Source organism: Roseiflexus castenholzii DSM 13941, from assembly GCF_000017805.1.
Lineage (GTDB): Bacteria > Chloroflexota > Chloroflexia > Chloroflexales > Roseiflexaceae > Roseiflexus > Roseiflexus castenholzii.
This window is the reverse complement of record NC_009767.1, coordinates 3,754,390-3,772,844: the sequence shown is the minus strand read 5'-3', so window position 1 is coordinate 3,772,844 and position 18,455 is coordinate 3,754,390. Positions and strand designations below refer to the sequence as shown.

Genomic DNA, 18,455 nt, shown 5'->3' with positions numbered 1-18,455 from the left:
CGATGAGGAAAAGGGAGACGACGATGAGTGTAGCAGCGCCTGAGACAAAACCGACGATCATCTATCCCGAAAGCGATGGGCAACCAATGGCGGACAACACGTTGCAGTTTCGCTGGATTGTTGTGGTGCAGGGGAATCTGGCTGCACTCTTTGCCGACCGACCGGATGTTTTCGTGGCGGGTGATCTGTTATGGTATCCGGTGGAAGGGCGCCCCGACATTCGCCGCGCGCCGGATGTTATGGTTGCCATCGGGCGGCCCAAAGGGGATCGCGGCGCATATCTTCAGTGGGAAGAGGGCGGACAGCCGCCGCAGGTGGTCTTTGAAATACTGTCTCCTAGCAACACATTCAGTGAAATGGCGCGCAAACTTGAGTTTTACGAGCGCTACGGCGTCAGCGAGTATTATGTGATCGACCCGCAGCACGGCGATGTGGCCGGTTGGATGCGTCAGGGTGAGCGGCTGCATGTCATTGATGACATGAATGGATGGTCCAGTCCGCTTTTGGGAGTCCGATTTGCCGTGACGGAAGAAGGTGTCACCCTCTTCTATCCAGATGGTCGTCCATTTCTGACCTTTGAGGAAGTGGTGCGGGCGCGCGCCGAGGCGGAGGAGCGCGCGCAGCGCGAAGCGGATCGCGCGCAGCAGGAGGCAGCGGCGCGGGCGGAAGCCGAAGCGCGGGCGGCGGCGGAGGCGGCGGCGCGGGCGGAAGCCGAAGCGCGGGCGGCGGCGGAGGCGGCGGCGCGGGCAGAAGCGGAAGAACGTCTCCGCGCGCTCGAGGCGGAACTGCGCCGTTTGCGCGGTTCGTCACAGACGGAATGAGGGGGACACGATGACCATCACACGCCGGCAATCAACGCCGACCATACCTGCCGGGGACCCGTTTCGCTACGGATGGCGCCTGGTACCGCGCCCCACGCCGGACGACCCCGATCACCTGGAACAGGTTCCGCTCACGCTGGAGGACGTGCTGCACCCGGAAGTGGGGGATTTTATCGTGCACAGCGACCGTCACGAGACCGACCGGATGTATCTGACAGCAGTGCTGCGGGCGCGCCTGGAGCCGTCGGGAGCCGCGATTGTGCTGAGCGATGTGCGCATTGCGTGGGACATCCCGGAGTTGCGGGCGCACGGACCGGATGTGATGGTCATTCCGGGGATGGCAGCACGCCAGGACTGGAGCACGTTCGAGGTGGCGGCGGAAGGGGCGCGTCCGGCGCTGATCATCGAAATCACCTCACCGGAGACGCGCGTGAATGACCTGCACGTCAAGGTGCGGCACTATGCGCAGGCGGGGGTGGCGCAGTACGTGATCGTAGACGATGTGGGAGGGCGGAGGGGGAAGCGGCGCTTGCGTCTGCTCGACTATCGTTTGGAGGAGGGACGGTATCGGTTGCGGGCGCCGGATGCGGCAGGACGGGCGCCTTTGGTGATTGCCGAATTGTGGCTGGGAGTCGAAGGCGATCATGTGGTGTGCTACGACGAGCGCGGCGAGGCGTTCGGCGACTATGTGACGGTGGTGCGGCAGGCGGCAGAGGCGGAAGCGCGGGCGCAGCGGGAGGCGGAACGGGCGCAGCAGGAAGCGGCGGCGCGGGCGGAAGCCGAAGCGCGGGCGGCGGCGGAGGCGGCGGCGCGGGCGGAAGCCGAAGCGCGGGCGGCGGCGGAGGCAGCGGCGCGGGCGGAAGCCGAAGCGCGGGCGGCACGTCTGGCAGCGCGGTTACGAGCGCTGGGAATCGATCCCGACAACTCCGACAACATCGTATAGCGCAATAATGCCGGATACGGTATTTGAGCATATGCGCACTTTGCATTCAATCGGAATCGTTGCGGTTATTGGCGCGATTGCGCTGGCAACAGCGTGTCTGACCGGCGGGCTGATTGTGTCCGGTGAAACGCTTTTTGCGCTGGCGTCGGCGGCGCTGGGCGGCATATGGGTGGCGGGAGTTGTCCTTCAACGATGCTGGACTCGTGTCGTTGCGTTGCCGGGGATGCTCATCGTTGCAGTTGGGACGACATTCGTTCAGGTTGCACCGTTCGTTTCTCTTGCAGGGCTGGTGATGACGCTGGTTGCCTGGAACCTCGATGACCTGGAACGACGTTTGAACCAGGCTGGTCGTGTTGTCGATGAACATGCACTTCGGCGTATTCACACCGCTCGTCTGCTGCTCGTCGCCGGGGCGTCGCTTGGCGTTGGCGGCGTTGCATCGGTTGTGCGCTTTGAGATCGGTGCGATTGGCGCATTGATCCTTGGGGCGCTTGCGGTTCTTGGTCTCAGTCGAATCGTGACGCTATTACGCCGGATGACTCAGGATTGGCGCCAGTGATGACGCTTCGTTTTGCCATACCATCGAAAGGCAGTCTGTACGATGGCACGATTGCCTTTCTCGAGAGCGCCGGGTTGCGCGTATCGCGCCCGAATCCACGGCGCTACACGGCTTCTATCCGCGCTCTCCCTGGCGCGGATGTGCTGCTCCATCGACCGACCGACATCGTCGAGAAAGTGGCGGCGGGTGAGATCGATCTCGGCATCAGCGGTCTCGACCTGGTTGAAGAACTGCACGGCGACCGCGACGATCTGATTGTGCTGTTCGACGATCTTGGCTATGGCGCTGCCGAACTGGTTGTTGCCGTGCCAGAGACCTGGATCGATGTCACTTCCTGGCACGATCTGGCGGACCTGGCGGTGGAACTGCACAGTCAGGGGCGACTGCTGCGAATTGCAACCAAGTATCCATCGCTGACGCGCCGTTTCTGCTATGCAAACGGCATTAACTACTTCCGTCTGGTTGAGTCGCAAGGCGCAACCGAAGCCGCACCCGGTCTTGGCTATGCCGACATTATCGTCGATATCACCGAAACCGGCGTGACTCTGCGTGATAATCAGTTGAAGATCGTCGGCGATCCGATTCTTCGCACCCAGGCATGCCTGATTGCCAGTCGTCGTTGCCTGCGCGCCAATCCTGCGGCGCTGGAAGCGACCCGCACGGTGCTGGAACTCGTCGAAGCGCGACGGCGGGCGCGTCGGTTCGTTCAGGTGACGGCGAACATTGCCGGTGAGTCGGCAGAAGATGTCGGTCGGCGGGTGGCTGCCCGCCCCGATCTGGCAGGCGTCCAGGGACCGACGATTGCGTTGGTCTGGCCCAGTACGCCGCGCGCGGTGGGCGTGTCCGGGTGGTATATGGTGACGCTGCTCGTGCCGCAGGAGCGTGTGCTCGATCTGGCGGCGCACCTGCGCCGTCTGGGCGGCGATACGATCGCAGTGATGCCAGCGCAGTACGTGTTCGATTCGACCTGTAGCAGTTATGAACGCCTGATTGCGCTGCTTGAGGAACAAACCTGATGACTATTCCGATCTTTGACGACCTTTCTGTTGCCCGTCGCACGATTCTGCGGCGGGCGCCCTTCGATGAGATCGATGTGCCGGTGACGCTGCTGCATGCGATTGAACAGCGGTTTGGCGCACGATTGACGCCTGCCGAAGCGGTGGATCGCATTGTGCGCGATGTGCGCGAACGGGGTGACGATGCCTTGCGCGATTGGTCGCAGCGTCTCGACGATTATGCCGGTCCGCTGGAAGTTCCTCTGGAGCGCTGCACGGCTGCGCTTGCCAGCCTCGATTCCGATCTGCGCGGCGCGATTGAACTGGCGATTCATGAACTGACACGCTTCCATCAACGCCAGTTGCGCACTTCATGGATTGAGTTCGGCGCTGAAGGCGCTTTGGGTCAGATCGTCACCCCATTACAACGGGTTGGAATCTATGTTCCCGGCGGCGCGGCGCCTCTTCCGTCGTCGCTGCTCCATGCTGCGATTCCGGCGCGGGTGGCGGGGGTGGAAGAACTGGTGGTCTGCACGCCGCCGCAGCGCAATGGTGATGTCGATCCTGCTGTGCTCGCCGCCGCCGCTGCCGCTGGCGTTGCACGGGTATTCGCGCTTGGCGGGGCGCAGGCGATTGCAGCAATGGCATATGGAACATCAAGCGTGCCGCGTGTCGATAAGATCGTCGGTCCTGGCAACCTGTTTGTGGTGCTGGCAAAGCGCGCCGTGTATGGCGTCGTCGGGATCGAAGCGCTGCCAGGACCAACGGAGACGCTGGTGATTGCCGATGCGCACGCCGATCCGCGCCTGGTCGCCGCTGATCTGCTGGCGCAGGCGGAGCATGTGCTCGCCTCTGCCATCCTGATCACACCGGATCGTGCGCTTGCTGCGCAGGTGCAGACGGAAGCCGCGCGCCAGCTGGAGGCGCTGCCGGAGCCAAACGCCGCTGCCGCCACTGCCGCCGTTACCGGGCGCGGCGGGATTGTGCTGGTTCCCGATCTCGAGACCGCCTTCGAGGTCGCCAATGAATACGCGCCTGAGCATCTCTGTCTGCTCGTCGATGATCCATGGCGCTACGTTGGCAAGGTGCGCAATGCTGGCGGTGTGTTTCTCGGTGAACGTTCGTTTGAGGTTCTCGGTGATTATGTGGCCGGTCCTTCCCATATTATGCCGACCGGCGGAACAGCGCGTTTTGCATCGCCTGTTAATGTAGACGATTTTCGCAAGGTTATCTCGCTCGTGGCGCTGAACGATACCGCTCTGCGGCGGATCGGTCCGGCTGCGGCGCGCCTGGCGGACGCCGAAGGACTGGCGGCGCACGCAGCCGCAGTGCGGGTGCGGATGGAGTTGAACGCTGAAGATTGAAGGTTTTTGATGACGCCACGGCTCTCAGTTCTCAGTTCTCGGTTCTCAGTTCTCGGTTCTCAGTTCTCGGTTCTCAGTTCTCAGTTCTTAAGGGTCAAGGTCTGGTATAATGCAGACATCCCGAACCAACGCCGCGTAAGGAGGCGGAGCGGTATGCCGTCGAGTTTTATTGAAAGTTTTATCTTTCTCCTGATTGAAGTGTTGTCGCTGGCAATTCTGTTTCGCGTGTTGCTCTCGTGGGTCGATCCACTGGGCAATATGCGGATCACACAGGTATTGCGCGATCTGACCGAACCGGTGCTTGCCCCTATCCGCAGCATTTTGCCACAGACGATGATGTTCGACTTTTCGCCAATCATCGCAATGTTGCTGTTGCAAGCCATCAGTCTGTTGATCCGCTCGGCTCTGTGACCACTGCCAGGACATCGTTGCGTCGCTCATGATTGACCCGGTTGCAGAGCGCATATGGGGCAGAAGGGTGTGCTCCTGGCATTGGTCAATGCGCCTCCCTGGAAAGTTCTATCCATGAGTCATGAGGCTACGGTTACATCGCCAGAGACGAATGCGACGGTAAATACGGCGCCGCGCACCGCATCCGTGCTGGCGGGTACGGTCTTTTTGTGCGGTGTTGGCACGCTTGGCGTCGAAATGATCGCCTCGCGTCTGCTTGCGCCCTACTTTGGCACATCGCAACCGATCTGGGCTGCGGTCATTGGTCTGACGCTGGTCTACCTGGCAGTCGGGTATCATGTTGGCGGGCGAATTGCCGACCGCTATCCCGACGAGCGCCTGCTCTACCGTTTGGTCCTGCTCTCCGGCGTTGCAACCGCGTTGATTCCGCCGCTTGCTGCGCCTATTCTCGGTTTTGCGCAGCGCGCAGTCGCACACCTCGCGGTCGGCGGCTTTATCGGCGCCCTCTTTGGTGTGCTGGCGTTGTTCGCCGTGCCGGTGACGCTGCTGGCAATGGTCGGACCGTTTGCGGTGCGCCTGCAACTGCACCGTGCCGCAGCAGGCGTCAGCGTGGCAGGCGCTACTGCCGGAACAGTGTCCGCCATTTCGACTGTCGGTTCGATTATCGGAACGTTCCTCACCGTCCTGGTGCTCATTCCTGCGATCGGCGCCGCCGCAACGACCTATGTGTACGCTGGCTTGCTCGTGGCGCTTGGCGCTCTTGGTGCGCGCGGCTGGGGGGCGCTCCTGGCGCTCGCGTTGACGACAGCCCTGGCGGGGTATACGTTCTTCTCGTCGGGACCGATCAAAAGCGCCGGGTGCGATGGATGCACGCTGATCGCCGAGTACGAATCGCCCTACAATTACATTCAGGTTGCGACTCGTCAGGACCCGGAGTATGGTCAGCAGGTCGTCCTCCTGCTGAACGAAGGGCTGGCAGTCCATTCGATCTACAATACTGCATACGATGGCGATCCCCTCGATACACTGACCGGCGGCGGTCCGTGGGACTATTTCGCCATTGCGCCATTTGTTGTGCCGGGGCGCGATCCGGCATCGGTGCGTAGTCTGGCGATGCTCGGCTCGGCAGCCGGGACGACGCCGGCGCAATTTCTGGCGATCTTCGGACCCGACACCCATATCGATGCCGTCGAGATCGACCCGATGATTATCGATGTAGGACGGCGGTTCTTCAATATGCGCGATGCTGCAACCGGTCCCGATCATCCGAATTATCGGGTGTACGCCGAAGATGCGCGCTACTGGCTGGCGACCAGGGGCGGGGTCTATGATGTGATTGGGATGGATGCCTATCATCAGCCTTACATTCCATTTCATCTGACAACGGTTGAATTCTTTCGATTGGTTCAGCAGCATCTCGCGCCCGACGGCGTGGCAGTGGTGAATGCGGGATTGGGACCCGACGGTGACGATCGGTTGAGCCGGGCGATTGTCGCAACGATGGAACAGGTGTTTCCACAGGTGATTGTGATTGAAACGGCGCACCTGAGCAATCAGATCATCATTGGCGTGAACCGCAACGTTGGCGATGGCTACGCCAACCTGCTCGATGCGTATGCGCGCATCGAGCATCCGGCGCTACGGCGCACCCTTGAGCGCGTGTATGTTCCAACGCGCCAGCCTGCTGCGACGTATGCGCCGTTCACCGATGATCGCGCTCCGGTTGAGCGCCTGGTCGATTCGTTGATCTTCGATGCCTTGACACGCTAACCGGCTATGGTGTGTGTCAGAAAGGGGAATCTCCCTCCTGCACCCTCGCGCGTGTATCTTTTTTGATCAGCCCCTCTCCTGATACGGACGGGCAGGCGCGTTGCATGTTTTTTCTCTCCGCCTTTGTCGATGTTCTGCTGCCCGTTGCCATCGTTGTGGCAAGCGGCTATGCGCTGCGGCGGCGCTTCGATCTCGATCTCCCCTCGCTCAATCGACTGAGCATGTATGTGCTTGGTCCATCCCTGATCGTTACGACGATTGTGCGGATCGACGTGGCAGGCGGCGAGGCGTTGCGCATTATTGCCGCTTCGGTGGCGGTCTGTCTGGGAATAGGGATCATCGGGTTGATCACCGGGATGGTCATGCGTCTGGAGCGCAGCAGTATCGTGGCGCTCCTGCTCTGTGTCATGTTCATGAACTCAGGCAACTATGGGTTGCCGACGAGTCGCTTTGCGTTTGGTGAAGCCGGTTTTCAGCGGGCGTTGCTCTATTTCATCGCGCAGACGATCCTGGCGCAGACGCTGGCGGTGCCGATTGCCAGCGCTGGCCGGAGCGATCTCAAGCACGCCGTGCGTCAGATGTTCGCTATGCCGCAGATCTATGCCGTTGCGATCGGGTTGCTGGCGCGCTTCAGCGGGATCGATCTGCCGCATCGCAGCGACGCATTGGGGAGCGTCTTTCGGGGTATCGCGCTGATGGCTGATGCTGCATTGCCATTACTCCTCCTCCTGCTCGGTATGCAACTGGCGAACGGAACCCATGTGGAGGATGTTCGTCTGACGGCGGTGGTGGCGGTGCTGCGTCTTGGGGTCTCGCCGATCCTGGCGTATGGGATCGCGCGCGCGCTCGCGCTCGATGATCTTGCACTGCGCGTTGTTGTGCTGGAAGCCAGCATGCCATCCGCCGTCAATATGGTGCTCTATTCACTCGAGTTCAATGCGCGCCCGCGTTTCGTCGCCGGGGTTGTGGTAGTGACAACGCTCTTGAGCCTCGTGACGCTGACACTGTTGCTCACGGTCCTGCGGTAAGCAGCCGAGAGACGTTGAATGTCGAACGTTGAACGTGGCGCGGCAAGAGGCGAGAGGTGAGAGGTGAGAGGCGAGAGGGGCAAGAGGCGAGAGGTGAGAGGTGAGAGGCGAGAGGTGAGAGGCGAGAGGTGAGAGGCGAGAGGCAAGAGGCGAGAGGTGAGAGGCGAGAGGTGAGAGGTGAGAGGCGAGAGGCGCGAGGGTGCATGTTATGCTAACTCCTGACTCCTGACTCCTACACCCGCACCACCAGGTACCCGATCAGCAGAAGCAACTGAAAGGCGACCGGGAGCAACCCTCCGCCGATCAATTGCCCGCCGCGCCAGTCGTACAATGCGCTCCACAAACCTGCCGCCAGCCAGAACGACCAGCCGATGGCGCCCAACCAGAGGAGTGCCGCCAGCGGTTGCGCGCCGAGCAGCAAGGCGATCAGCGCAGCCAGCATGAGGAACAGGCGCGGTTGTTGAGTCTGAGGATAGAGATAGAGGGGGCGCATGCCGTCCTCGCTGCTGCCGCTCATCTCATCGAGTGCAACGGCGGCAAGCGACACCAGCGGCCATTCGAGCAGCGCCAGCAGCAGCAGCACAACCATTGCTCCCAGCAGGCGTCCATCCGGGAGAATATGCTGAACGAACGAACGATCGGCGAACAATATCAGCGCAGGGAATGAGGCCAGCCCAAGGGCAGTGGGCAGAAGGCGCAAGAATCGTCGGGTGGTGAACCCCTGGGTATCGGGATCGTTGCGCAACTCTTCGACCAGATGGTTGACCGCCCTGCTCGACTGCACACTTAACAACAAAAGGTCCGAACGAGCATCACTCTGGAACGGGGCTGTCGCGGTATCGTCGGTCGCCTCATGGTATCGCATGGCTTCCAGCGCGATGCGTTGCAGCAATGCGTCGGCATTGCCGATCGCCGAGGTGATCAGAATGCCCGGCGACAGGCTGCCATCGTACACCATACTGACGAAGCGGGTATCCAGCGGCAATCCGCCGGCAACCTGGATCAGCACTATCTGGCTGGTTTCCGAAAACTCGGTGACCTTCATGACCCGCAGGCGTGACCAGGGCACAAGCGTCCTGCCGCGCCATCGATGAACGATCAACCCTTCACTGCGCGCTTCTACGGTGGGCAGCGCATGATAGATGACCGATGCCACGCCGATCAGGAACAAGAGCACAATGTGCGCCTCGATGAGCAGCCACCAGGGCGCGGGAAGCAATCGCAGATCGAGTTGATCGATGATCGGTAGCGAACGCACCCAGGGGAAAGTAATCGCCAGGAAAGTCAGCGCGAGTGTCAGGTACCGCAGGATAGCCGCACCGGCGATGAGCGCCGCAGTCCAGGTCAGTGTTGCGCGGATACGTCGGGGATACTGGCCAATCACAACATCGCCGGAAATGCCTGCCACAGCAGGCGGTGCATCGCTTCGCGGCGCGCGTTGCGTAAAAAACGCCGTCGGGCTGAGCAGAAGCCGGAACAATGGTGAACTGGCGTCTTCCTGCAATTTGATGCGTCGTGCTGTCGCCAGCGTGCGCGCTGCGCGATCCGCTTCGCTCAGCAACGTCTTGACCAGTTCATCAAAGTCGCTGATCTGCGACGTAATCAGAAACGCCGGGCGAAATCCAAGACGATAGATGAAACTGTACCAGCGATGCCATCCGGTAAGCCATCCGCGGTCGGTTTCAACCAGCAGCACGTAGCGATCACCGGACTCGGTCACTTTGATTGCGCGAATATTTTCCCATGGTACCGGCAGCCAGTCGTTGACAAACGCTACCAGCATGCCGCGCGCACTGGTGCGTACCGTCGGCATACTGTTCCGAAGAAGAAGGGCGGTTGCCAGCGCCAACGCCATCCACCCGAGCGCAGGCAACAGATCCGCGAGACCGGATGGCGGAGGCGTATTGGCGTCGGAAATGAGCAGGACCAGATCGGTGAGCCAGGGAAAACGGGCAAACAGGGCAGTGTCGAGGGTATAGGTCGACCAGAGCAGGCGCAGCAGGTCGCGCCCCAGCAGCGCCGTAGCAAGAAGAACGGTGATGGCCGACAATATTTCGATGGTAACAGTAAAATGGCGCGGGTATCGATGCACTTTTTCGACGTTCACTCATCCGTCTCCGTCATTGCCAGCGATTGGTCACCGCCATCCATCAAGGTGCGAACGCGCAGCGCCGCGTGATCGAGCAAACGTTGGCACGCTTCGGCAGTTGCAACCCCTTCCTCATACAGTGCCAGCGCCAGCGCCAGCGGCAGATCGCCGGTCTCGAGCTGCTCGACGATCTGTTGCAAGCGTGAGTACAACGTTTCGTACTCCTCACCGGGAGACCGTTCGTTTGTCTGCGTCATCTCTGTGCCTGTTTCTTTCACTCCGTGCATATCTTGCTGATATGGCGTTGTCTGGTTGCATGCGCGCACAATGCCGCGTCTCTCAGTCAGACGTGCGACGCTGTTTGTCACACTATGCCATGGTACATGAACGTGAGATGGGAGCAGAATCGGGTCATGCGGTTCGCCGTTTGCACCATCGCAGGCAGGACGCAGGGCAACAACGGAACCTGATCGCGCTCTTACTCCACGTGAGCGTGGAAACGCCCCCGTCGCACAATGATCTCAATGCGATCATCAGGCGCGACCTGTGCAGCCTCGGTGATCAGCGTCCCCGTGGGCGATTGAACAATGGCGTAACCACGTGCGAGTGTCGCCAGCGGGCTGAGGGCTTCGAGCCGCCCGCGCGCGCCATCAAGACGAGTGCGTGCCAGGATGAGACGACGCTCCAGCGTTGACGTCGCGCGGCGCAGAAGTTCATCGATATGTTGACGGTCACGACGGATGCGGCTCTCCGGCGACCGTAGACTCAGGCGTAGTTTCAGGCGATCAATCGTTTCGCGCGCGTTTGCCAGGCGTTGCGTCATCGCAGCCTCCAGACGGTTGCGCATATGGGCAATATCGTCGGTTAGCGCCACAATATCGGGAGATACCAGTTCCGCAGCAGCGGAGGGGGTAGGCGCGCGCACATCAGCGACAAAGTCGATCAGGGTCGTGTCGGTTTCGTGTCCTACTCCGCTCACAACCGGAACCGGGCTGGCAAACACAGCGCGCGCCACCTGTTCGTCGTTGAACGTCCAGAGGTCCTCGGCGCCGCCGCCGCCGCGTGCCACGATGATGACGTCCACATTGGTTTCGTACAGGGCATACAACGCATTGATGATCGTCTCAGCGGCGCCTGCGCCCTGCACCCGGCACGGCGCGAAGACAATCTCGGCGAGCGGATAACGGCGACGCAGAATGTTGAGCACATCCTGGAGCGCCGCACCGGTGGGGGATGTCACGATACCAATGCGGTGCGGCAGGAGCGGCAGCGGACGTTTCCGCGACGGGTCGAACAGACCTTCGGCAGCGAGGCGCTCCTTCAGGCGCTCGAACTGCGCCTGCAACAGCCCGATGCCTGCCGGTCGCAGCGTATCGACGTAGAGTTGAACCTGACCGCGCACCTCATAGAATGCCACACGCCCATGGGCAAGCACCGCTTCGCCGTTGGCCGGCAGAGCCGCCAGACGTGCAGCGACCGACTTCCACATCACCGCGCCGATCTGTGCTTCGCCTTCTTTCAGCGTAAAGTAGCAATGACCGGAAAAGTGACGGCTGAAACTCGAAATTTCCCCTTCGACCCACACGTCACGGAGCAGATCATCGGCATCGAGCAGGTCGCGCAGGTACATGTTGAGTTGAGAAACGGTCAGCAACTGCATGGGAATGCACCGTCACTTCCTCGAATGCTCCTTGAGCGATGGCATTATTGTCAGGACAACGGTTCGATCACCATCAACGGTTGTCCGTACTCCACCGGTTGTGCATTCTGGACCAGAATCTTCGCCACCCGACCGGCGAATTCGCTTTCGATCTCGTTCATCATCTTCATGGCTTCAATAATGCCAACCCGGTCGCCGACATGAATGACATCACCTTCCTGGACATAGGGCGGATCCTTCGGCGATGGCGCTGCATAGAACGTTCCAACCATCGGCGCCGCAATGATGTTTCCTGGCGGCAATGCATCCGGTTCTGGAGCAGGTGTGACAGGCGGCGGCGTCTGCACCGGCGCCTGCACCATGCCGATGGGCGGCGCCGATGGCTGCACATGGGCGGCGGTCGATGGCGTGATGAACATCGGCGCCGGCGAATGGTGATGGAGAGACGGTCCACGTTTGATGTGGAGTCGTGTCGTTCCACGCTCAATCGAGATTTCGCTGACGTCCGTTTCGCTGATGATCCGCAACAGTTCGCGCACAGCGCTCAGACCGAACTCCTCCTCGATTGATATGGTCAGATCGCGCTCGCCTTCGTTCATAGTGCTTCTCACTTCCTGCTGCGCAGTTGCATATGAGAGACTTTTCACAACGCAATTATAACATGGAGCAGGAATATTTCAGGAACGGCGCAACGCAGCGTATCATGGCTTTGTCTTCTGCGGTACACTAGAGGCGAATGCGATGGAAGGGCGCCCACGGGGAGGGATGCAAGAGGCGAGGATAGGAACGAATGGACGGTGACACTTACAGGTAGCCGGTGGACAACGGGAGATTAACCTCCTGACCCCTAACCCGAATGGAGGAAACAGAATGAGAGTCGACCAGTATCTCACATCACTGGCAGCAACACTCGCAGCCGTTCCTCGCGAGCCGTTGCGCGCGGTCGAAGAGGCGTTGTGGCAGACATACCTGCGCGATGGGACGATCATTATCTGCGGGAACGGCGGCAGCGCCGCGAATGCCTCGCATTTTGCATGCGATTTGGCAAAATGGACGCTTACAGATGGCCGTCGGCGTGTGCGCGCCATTGCGTTGACCGATAACGTACCGGTGATGACCGCCTGGTCGAACGATTCCGCGTATGAGCGTGTCTTTGTTGAGCAGGTCATATCGCTCTATCGTCCTGGCGACACGCTCGTGGCAATTTCGGGGAGCGGCAATTCGCCAAATGTGCTGCGCGCGGTCGAATGGATGGCAGCGCAAGGCGCCACCACCATCGGGTTGACCGGTTTCGCGGGCGGCAAACTGGCGGGTCTGGCGCAGATCGTGGTTGTGGTTCCCAGCCATTGTATGCCCGAAGTCGAAGACGCTCACTCCGCCATCTGCCATAGCCTGGCGGTGGCGCTTGGTGAGCGGATCAGCGCCGAACCGGTATGAACCTCGTTATTGGTCTCGATTTTGGCGGCACAAAACTTGCCGCCGGTCTCGTCGATCTGACGCATGGCGTAGTGCTGGCGCGCCGCACCATACCGACGCCGGTGGCTGCCGGCGCACCTGCCAGCCTGGATGCAATGCTGGCAATGGCACGCGAATTGATGGATTCGGCGCCAGCGCCGGTTCAGGGCGTTGGCGTCAGTTTTGGCGGACCGGTAGCCGCCGATGGACGCACGGTGCGTTTCTCGATGCACGTCGCCGGATGGGAACAGATGCCGCTGGCGGCGCGCATCGAGGCTTTGCTGGGATTGCCTGCGGCAGTCGCAAACGATGGCGATGCAGCGGCGCTCGCCGAGTTTCACTTCGGCGCCGGGCGGGGCGTGCAGCACCTTCTTTACCTGACGGTGAGCACCGGCATCGGTGGCGGTATCATCATTGGCGGGCGGTTACATCGTGGCGAGCGCGCATGGGCGGGCGAAGCGGGGCATCAGACGCTGAAGCCAGATGGACCACCCTGCCCGTGTGGACGCAACGGATGCCTGGAGGCGCTGGCATCGGGATTGTCGATTGCGCGAGAGGCGCGCCTGCGGTTGCGTGGTCCTGACGGTGCGTTCAGTGTGTTGGCGACTATCCCGCCCGATGCGCTGACGGCGCAACACGTGGCGGAAGCCGCCGCCAGCGGCGACGCGCTGGCGCGCGCTGTGTGGAACGAGGCAATGGGCTGGCTAGGGATCGGTATCGCTTCAGCCGCCAACCTGCTCAACCCTGGACGGGTGGTGCTCGGCGGCGGGTTGACCCGCGCTGGCGCCTTGCTGTTCGATCCGGTGCGCCATGTGGTTGCGCAGCGTGCTATGGACCCGGAATTGAGCATCATGCCTGCGGCGCTCGGCGACGATGTCGGCATTCTGGGGGGAGCGGCGCTGCTGCGCGAATCTTGACAGCCCCGGATGCGGGTGCTAGAATGCCAGTAGTCATGGCCCCGTAGCTCAATTGGATAGAGCGGCAGCCTCCGGAGCTGCAGGTTACTGGTTCGAGCCCAGTCGGGGTCACCAAACGGAGACAGGGGTTGCGTTATACAACGCAATCCCTGTTTTGTTCACAGCATTGCTGTGCCTTATCACTCTAGCGCTCGGTGTTCTGACGAGAACGTCCATGGCGCAGGAGCGCGATGGGTCACGCGCCTGATCTGACATCGAGCGCCATATCCCGTCGTCCCCGCCGTTCGAGCGCAACAATCAGGATCGCCACATCAGCCGGGTTGATCCCTGCCAGCCGCGCCGCCTGCCCGACGGTCGCCGGGCGGAAGCGTTGGAGTGTCTGACGCGCTTCGTTGCGCAACCCGCGCAGCGCCGTGAAGTCGAAATCAGGCGGAATGCGGCGCGCTTCCATACGCCGCAGCCGTTCGACTTCACGCTGCTGTTTTTGCAGGTACCCGCCATACTTCGCTTCGATCTCCACCTGCTCTGCAATGTCGGCGTCGCATGCAGGCAGGTCGAGCGCCTGTCGAAGTTGCTCATAGCGCACCTCGGGACGGCGCAGCACATCTTCGGCGCTCATTTCACTACTGAGCGGCGCAATGCCGACATCACTCAGGCGGGCATTGGTCGCTGCCGACGGAAACAGGCGCTGCCCGCGCAACACGCGCAAGAGCCGTTCACTCTCCTCGCGCTTGCGCTCGACCGCCTCAACGCGCTCACGGTCAACCAGCCCCAGTTCACCCGCCAGGCGGGTCAATCGCAGGTCGGCATTATCGGTGCGGAGCAGGAGACGGTGTTCTGCGCGCGAGGTGAACATACGATAGGGTTCGCGGATCTCTTTCGTGATCAGGTCGTCGATCAGGACGCCAATATAGGCTTCATCGCGCCGTAGAATAATCGGCGGCTTCCCCTGAATGAAGCGCGCCGCGTTGATGCCAGCCATCAACCCCTGCGCAGCGGCTTCTTCGTAGCCGGTCGTACCGTTGATCTGACCGGCGAAGAACAACCCGGGGATGCGGCGCGACGACATATCCGCAGCGATTTCGCCGGTTGCAAGCGCATCGTATTCGATAGCATACCCTGCGCGCATCAGCTCAACGCGGCGCAATGCCGGAATGCTGCGCAGCATTGCCCACTGCACGTCTTCTGGCAGCGAGGTGTTGCATCCCTGCACATAGACCTCGTGCGTCGACCAGCCTTCGGGTTCGAGAAATAAGCCGTGGCGTTCCTTGTCGGCAAAGCGCACGATCTTGTCCTCAATCGAGGGACAGTAACGCGGACCCACGCCTTCGATGATGCCGCTAAACAGCGGCGCGCGGTCGAGGTTGCGCCGCACAATCTCGTGAAACTCCGGCGTGGTGTGCACCAGGTAGCAAGGCAACTGTGGTCGCCAGGCAGCGCGGAGCGGTTCCGGGTAGGCACAGGCGGGTGCGCCGGTGAATGCCGGTTCGGGAGGGATTTCTCCCAGCACGCGGTAGTAATGCCCGAAGAACAGTGGCGTCGGACTACCCTGCTGCACACTGGTCTGCGAAAAATCGATGGTGCGCGCGTCGATGCGTGGCGGCGTGCCGGTTTTGAGGCGCACGAGCGGAAAACCCAGCGCCGCCAGGTCTTCGCCGAGCGCCGTGGCGGGCGCTTCACCCGCCCGTCCCGCGCCCCAGATCGCTTCACCGGTAATTGCCCGCCCGCGCAGGAACGTGCCGGTTGTCAGCACCAGCGCCCTGCTCTGGTACACTCTGCGGGTGTGAGTGATAACCGCATAGTGTCCGGGTTGCACGCCCGCTGGATCGTCTGCCGGTGCAGCGCTGCCGTTGCGTCCGGGTGGTTGCGGAAGAAGAATACGCTCGATCATCGCCTGCCGCAGATCGAGATTTGGCGTCGTTTCGAGCGTTTCTTTCATCACTTTCGCGTAGAGGCGCTTGTCCGCCTGTGCGCGCGGCGCCTGCACCGCCGGTCCTTTGCTCTCGTTGAGCAGGCGAATCTGAATAAAGGTACGGTCGGTCACACGCCCCATCAAGCCGCCAAGTGCATCGATCTCACGCACCAGATGCCCTTTCGCCGGACCGCCAATCGACGGATTGCACGACATGTGCGCCAGCTTGTCGAGGTCGATCGTCAGGAGCAGGGTGCGGCATCCCATGCGCGCAGCGGCGTGCGCTGCTTCGCATCCGGCGTGGCCGGCGCCGACGACAATCAGGTCATAGATGAACGGATGAATGCTATCCATATCCCCAATTATACAGCGTTTTGATGGAGAAGGTCAGAACGATGTGCTACAATGAAGGCGCCATGGTTCGGTGCGCTTGTCTTCATAAATTCACAAATGTGCGCTATTTATGCAGTGTGGCGCTCATTATGTGGTTTCTGGCGGCGTGTACGGCTGCTCCCACAGCCGACGAAGCGGATGTTGGCGGCGGGTTTTCACCAGAAGCTGTGACCGAAAGTTTCTTCGAGGATCTCCAGCGTGCGCTGCGGGACCCGAACCTGCACCAGGAAGAGGTGCGCAGTTTCTGGGCCGAACGTCTGGCAGGATATTTTGCGCCTGTGGAGCGGGATGCACAGCGGATTGCACTGCGACGCGCGCTGGCGTCGTTTGCGAGCGGTCTGCGCCAACTTGCCGATGATGAGACTGCCATCTTCGAACTCCGCGGTCTTCAATCGGTGGAAAAGGTCGCCGATGATGGCGAACGCGCACTGGTGCGTCTCCCCTCTGCGATGATTGCGATGACGCTGGTGCGCACCACGGATCGTGGCTCGTTCGTATTCTACGAACAGAGCATTGAGCTCAGTCAGGTGATTGGACGCTCCGACGGCACAGTGCCGCTTGTCAACATTGATGGACGCTGGTATTTGACCGAAGGATGAGTGCATATGGGATCGAAGAGCGCACCGTTTGAGCGTCAGAGCGTTGACACCCTATCGGGTGAAGCAGTGATGCGCTATCGAGAGCAACGTCAGCAACAGACGCAGGCGCTGGCGCATCTCGATTGTCTGCGGGGTGTCGCTCCCGATACGCTGGCGCGCATGGCAGCCTGCGCCACGCTACGTGCATTCATGCCTGGAACGGTCATTACGAATGAACAGCATCCGCTTGCCTCGCTCATGCTCATTGTGCAGGGCGCTGTCAGTTTGACGCTCCATGACCGTGCCGGGCGTGAGGTGTTGATCGGCATTCTCGAACGTGGCGATTGTCTTGGCGTGGCATCATTGTTTGGCGACCGGTTTCGTGGAGCGACGGTGCGCGCCGAAACCGTGTGTTACCTGGTGCAGATTCCACTGGCGGATGTGCGGACGATGCTCCCCACTGCGCCGGAACTGGAACGAGCACTGCGTCAGATCTATCAGCAACGGTTGGTCGAAAGCACGCTGGGACGCGTGCCGCTCTTCAGTCGTCTGTCGCCGGTCGAACGCATCCATATTGCCCGCGCGCTTCGCCCAATGCAGTACAGCCGCGGCTCGATTGTGCTGCATCAGGGCGCCATTGGCGACGCACTGTATATCGTGATGTCCGGGCAGGTGGTGGTTGAGCAAAACGGGCAGGCGATCGCGTACCTGGAAGAGGGGGACTTCTTTGGTGAAATGTCGCTGTTGACCCGCCAGCCGCACAATGCCGATGTGCGAGCGCTGACGCCGGTCGAGGCGCTGGCATTGCCCGCGCAGGACCTCGACGATCTGCTGGCGAGCCAACCAGAACTGGCGAAGCAATTGCGCGACGTCGTCGAGCAGCGAAAGGCGTCCAGCCGTGCTATTCAGAGCGATGTGGAACGTCAGGCGCAACTGATGGCGATGCTCGAACATGGATGGCGTCGGGGCACCCATGTGCTGGTGCGCGACCTGAGTCTGTGCAAACCGGGATGTACTATTTGTGAGCATGCGTGTGCATCGCGCCACGGTTCCAGTCGTATTCATTTTTCCGGTCTGATGCTGAATGGGATGGAGGTCGCCAATGCATGCCGGCAGTGCCGGGTCGGCGCCGAATGTGTCGAAGCCTGCCCGGAGGATGCGATTGTCTGGAATGATAGCGGGGCGCTGATGATTACCGATGCCTGCACCGGTTGTGGCGAATGTGTGCCAGCCTGTCCCTACGATGCAGTGCATCTGAAGCCTGTTGCTGCGGCGCATCAGTCGTCGCTGTGGGGGTTGTGGCAACGGTGGCAGCGTTGGAGAACACCGGTTATTCATCTGGAAGCGGCGCATCAACCACACCAGCGCGCTCATAAATGCGATCTCTGTCACGGCTACCACGATCTGGCGTGCGTCAGCGCCTGCCCAACCGGAGCGTTGCGTCTGGCGCCGGTTGAGGAAGTTTTCCCGTTGTGAGAAGGCTGTCTGCTTGACATGCGCATCCTGTCGCGTTATGATGGCGCGCAGAGCGGGTAAGAACACGGTTACGGTTGTGCCGCG

17 protein-coding genes and 1 tRNA gene are annotated in these 18,455 nt (G+C 61.2%); 13 read left to right on the top strand and 5 right to left on the bottom strand.

The features are described from left to right. Window positions 1-23 precede the first annotated feature (23 nt). From RCAS_RS15015 to RCAS_RS14980, 8 genes are all read left to right on the top strand, one after another. On the top strand, window positions 24-821 hold the full coding sequence (locus tag RCAS_RS15015) for a Uma2 family endonuclease (RefSeq protein WP_012121396.1): 798 nt from the start codon (window positions 24-26) through the stop codon (window positions 819-821). Between the two features lie 10 nt (window positions 822-831). Beyond that, window positions 832-1,764, top strand: a complete 933-nt coding sequence (locus tag RCAS_RS15010) for a Uma2 family endonuclease (RefSeq protein WP_012121395.1) — start codon at window positions 832-834, stop codon at window positions 1,762-1,764. A gap of 31 nt (window positions 1,765-1,795) precedes the next feature. Then, on the top strand, window positions 1,796-2,323 hold the full coding sequence (locus RCAS_RS15005) for a hypothetical protein (RefSeq protein ID WP_157042662.1): 528 nt from the start codon (window positions 1,796-1,798) through the stop codon (window positions 2,321-2,323). Further along, window positions 2,323-3,339: an ATP phosphoribosyltransferase gene (gene hisG / locus RCAS_RS15000; RefSeq protein WP_012121393.1), complete on the top strand. Its 1,017-nt coding sequence runs from the start codon at window positions 2,323-2,325 to the stop codon at window positions 3,337-3,339. The genes RCAS_RS15005 and hisG overlap by 1 nt, the downstream gene beginning before the upstream one ends. Further along, a complete protein-coding gene (gene hisD, locus RCAS_RS14995; RefSeq protein WP_012121392.1) occupies window positions 3,339-4,682 on the top strand; it encodes a histidinol dehydrogenase in 1,344 nt (447 codons plus the stop codon). The genes hisG and hisD overlap by 1 nt, the downstream gene beginning before the upstream one ends. A gap of 153 nt (window positions 4,683-4,835) precedes the next feature. Continuing rightward, window positions 4,836-5,093, top strand: coding sequence for a YggT family protein (locus RCAS_RS14990; protein ID WP_012121391.1), 258 nt, complete (start codon window positions 4,836-4,838; stop codon window positions 5,091-5,093). Between the two features lie 114 nt (window positions 5,094-5,207). Then, window positions 5,208-6,863, top strand: a complete 1,656-nt coding sequence (locus tag RCAS_RS14985) for a spermidine synthase (protein WP_012121390.1) — start codon at window positions 5,208-5,210, stop codon at window positions 6,861-6,863. Between the two features lie 104 nt (window positions 6,864-6,967). Further along, window positions 6,968-7,891 carry an AEC family transporter gene (locus RCAS_RS14980; protein ID WP_012121389.1) on the top strand — a complete coding sequence of 308 codons (924 nt, stop codon included), beginning with the start codon at window positions 6,968-6,970 and terminating at the stop codon, window positions 7,889-7,891. A gap of 232 nt (window positions 7,892-8,123) precedes the next feature. On the opposite strand, the gene RCAS_RS14975 is transcribed toward RCAS_RS14980, so the two are convergent. The 4 genes from RCAS_RS14975 to accB all read right to left on the bottom strand — a co-directional run bounded on the left by RCAS_RS14975 (window position 8,124) and on the right by accB (window position 12,239). Further along, the gene (locus RCAS_RS14975) at window positions 8,124-9,998 is read right to left on the bottom strand and encodes a hypothetical protein (RefSeq protein ID WP_012121388.1); all 1,875 of its coding nucleotides are present in this window, start codon (window positions 9,996-9,998) and stop codon (window positions 8,124-8,126) included. Then, complete coding sequence (gene xseB, locus RCAS_RS14970) at window positions 9,995-10,237, bottom strand: exodeoxyribonuclease VII small subunit (RefSeq protein WP_012121387.1); 243 nt, start codon at window positions 10,235-10,237, stop codon at window positions 9,995-9,997. The genes RCAS_RS14975 and xseB overlap by 4 nt, the downstream gene beginning before the upstream one ends. A 221-nt stretch (window positions 10,238-10,458) precedes the next feature. Beyond that, the gene (gene xseA / locus RCAS_RS14965) at window positions 10,459-11,640 is read right to left on the bottom strand and encodes an exodeoxyribonuclease VII large subunit (RefSeq protein ID WP_012121386.1); all 1,182 of its coding nucleotides are present in this window, start codon (window positions 11,638-11,640) and stop codon (window positions 10,459-10,461) included. A 50-nt stretch (window positions 11,641-11,690) separates the two neighbouring features. Continuing rightward, a complete protein-coding gene (gene accB / locus RCAS_RS14960; protein WP_012121385.1) occupies window positions 11,691-12,239 on the bottom strand; it encodes an acetyl-CoA carboxylase biotin carboxyl carrier protein in 549 nt (182 codons plus the stop codon). Between the two features lie 271 nt (window positions 12,240-12,510). Here accB and RCAS_RS14955 point away from each other — a divergent pair, with 271 nt between their 5' ends. The 3 genes from RCAS_RS14955 (at window position 12,511) to RCAS_RS14945 (ending at window position 14,126) form a co-directional block, all read left to right on the top strand. Next, complete coding sequence (locus RCAS_RS14955) at window positions 12,511-13,077, top strand: D-sedoheptulose-7-phosphate isomerase (RefSeq protein WP_012121384.1); 567 nt, start codon at window positions 12,511-12,513, stop codon at window positions 13,075-13,077. Continuing rightward, the gene (locus RCAS_RS14950; RefSeq protein ID WP_012121383.1) at window positions 13,074-14,012 is read left to right on the top strand and encodes an ROK family protein; all 939 of its coding nucleotides are present in this window, start codon (window positions 13,074-13,076) and stop codon (window positions 14,010-14,012) included. The genes RCAS_RS14955 and RCAS_RS14950 overlap by 4 nt, the downstream gene beginning before the upstream one ends. A 37-nt stretch (window positions 14,013-14,049) precedes the next feature. Then, window positions 14,050-14,126: transfer RNA gene (locus RCAS_RS14945), tRNA-Arg, on the top strand. Between the two features lie 121 nt (window positions 14,127-14,247). Here RCAS_RS14945 and RCAS_RS14940 read toward each other — a convergent pair. Further along, window positions 14,248-16,278 (bottom strand): tRNA uridine-5-carboxymethylaminomethyl modification enzyme MnmG/GidA, encoded by a 2,031-nt coding sequence (locus RCAS_RS14940; protein WP_012121382.1) that lies wholly within the window; start codon window positions 16,276-16,278, stop codon window positions 14,248-14,250. 116 nt (window positions 16,279-16,394) lie between these two features. Between RCAS_RS14940 and RCAS_RS14935 the strand changes: the two genes are divergently transcribed. Continuing rightward, on the top strand, window positions 16,395-16,916 hold the full coding sequence (locus tag RCAS_RS14935; protein ID WP_232280030.1) for a hypothetical protein: 522 nt from the start codon (window positions 16,395-16,397) through the stop codon (window positions 16,914-16,916). A gap of 6 nt (window positions 16,917-16,922) precedes the next feature. After that, window positions 16,923-18,371 (top strand): cyclic nucleotide-binding domain-containing protein, encoded by a 1,449-nt coding sequence (locus RCAS_RS14930; protein ID WP_012121380.1) that lies wholly within the window; start codon window positions 16,923-16,925, stop codon window positions 18,369-18,371. Window positions 18,372-18,455: the final 84 nt, after the last annotated feature.

What these genes read in the sequence shown, in the direction of transcription:
- RCAS_RS15015 (WP_012121396.1), top strand. Translation starts at nt 24, where the DNA reads ATGAGTGTAGCAGCGCCTGAGACAAAACCGACGATCATCTATCCCGAA.
- RCAS_RS15010 (WP_012121395.1), top strand. Translation starts at nt 832, where the DNA reads ATGACCATCACACGCCGGCAATCAACGCCGACCATACCTGCCGGGGAC.
- RCAS_RS15005 (WP_157042662.1), top strand. Translation starts at nt 1,796, where the DNA reads ATGCGCACTTTGCATTCAATCGGAATCGTTGCGGTTATTGGCGCGATT.
- hisG (WP_012121393.1), top strand. Translation starts at nt 2,323, where the DNA reads ATGACGCTTCGTTTTGCCATACCATCGAAAGGCAGTCTGTACGATGGC.
- hisD (WP_012121392.1), top strand. Translation starts at nt 3,339, where the DNA reads ATGACTATTCCGATCTTTGACGACCTTTCTGTTGCCCGTCGCACGATT.
- RCAS_RS14990 (WP_012121391.1), top strand. Translation starts at nt 4,836, where the DNA reads ATGCCGTCGAGTTTTATTGAAAGTTTTATCTTTCTCCTGATTGAAGTG.
- RCAS_RS14985 (WP_012121390.1), top strand. Translation starts at nt 5,208, where the DNA reads ATGAGTCATGAGGCTACGGTTACATCGCCAGAGACGAATGCGACGGTA.
- RCAS_RS14980 (WP_012121389.1), top strand. Translation starts at nt 6,968, where the DNA reads ATGTTTTTTCTCTCCGCCTTTGTCGATGTTCTGCTGCCCGTTGCCATC.
- xseB (WP_012121387.1), bottom strand. Translation starts at nt 10,237, where the DNA reads ATGACGCAGACAAACGAACGGTCTCCCGGTGAGGAGTACGAAACGTTG.
- xseA (WP_012121386.1), bottom strand. Translation starts at nt 11,640, where the DNA reads ATGCAGTTGCTGACCGTTTCTCAACTCAACATGTACCTGCGCGACCTG.
- accB (WP_012121385.1), bottom strand. Translation starts at nt 12,239, where the DNA reads ATGAACGAAGGCGAGCGCGATCTGACCATATCAATCGAGGAGGAGTTC.
- RCAS_RS14955 (WP_012121384.1), top strand. Translation starts at nt 12,511, where the DNA reads ATGAGAGTCGACCAGTATCTCACATCACTGGCAGCAACACTCGCAGCC.
- RCAS_RS14950 (WP_012121383.1), top strand. Translation starts at nt 13,074, where the DNA reads ATGAACCTCGTTATTGGTCTCGATTTTGGCGGCACAAAACTTGCCGCC.
- RCAS_RS14940 (WP_012121382.1), bottom strand. Translation starts at nt 16,278, where the DNA reads ATGGATAGCATTCATCCGTTCATCTATGACCTGATTGTCGTCGGCGCC.
- RCAS_RS14930 (WP_012121380.1), top strand. Translation starts at nt 16,923, where the DNA reads ATGGGATCGAAGAGCGCACCGTTTGAGCGTCAGAGCGTTGACACCCTA.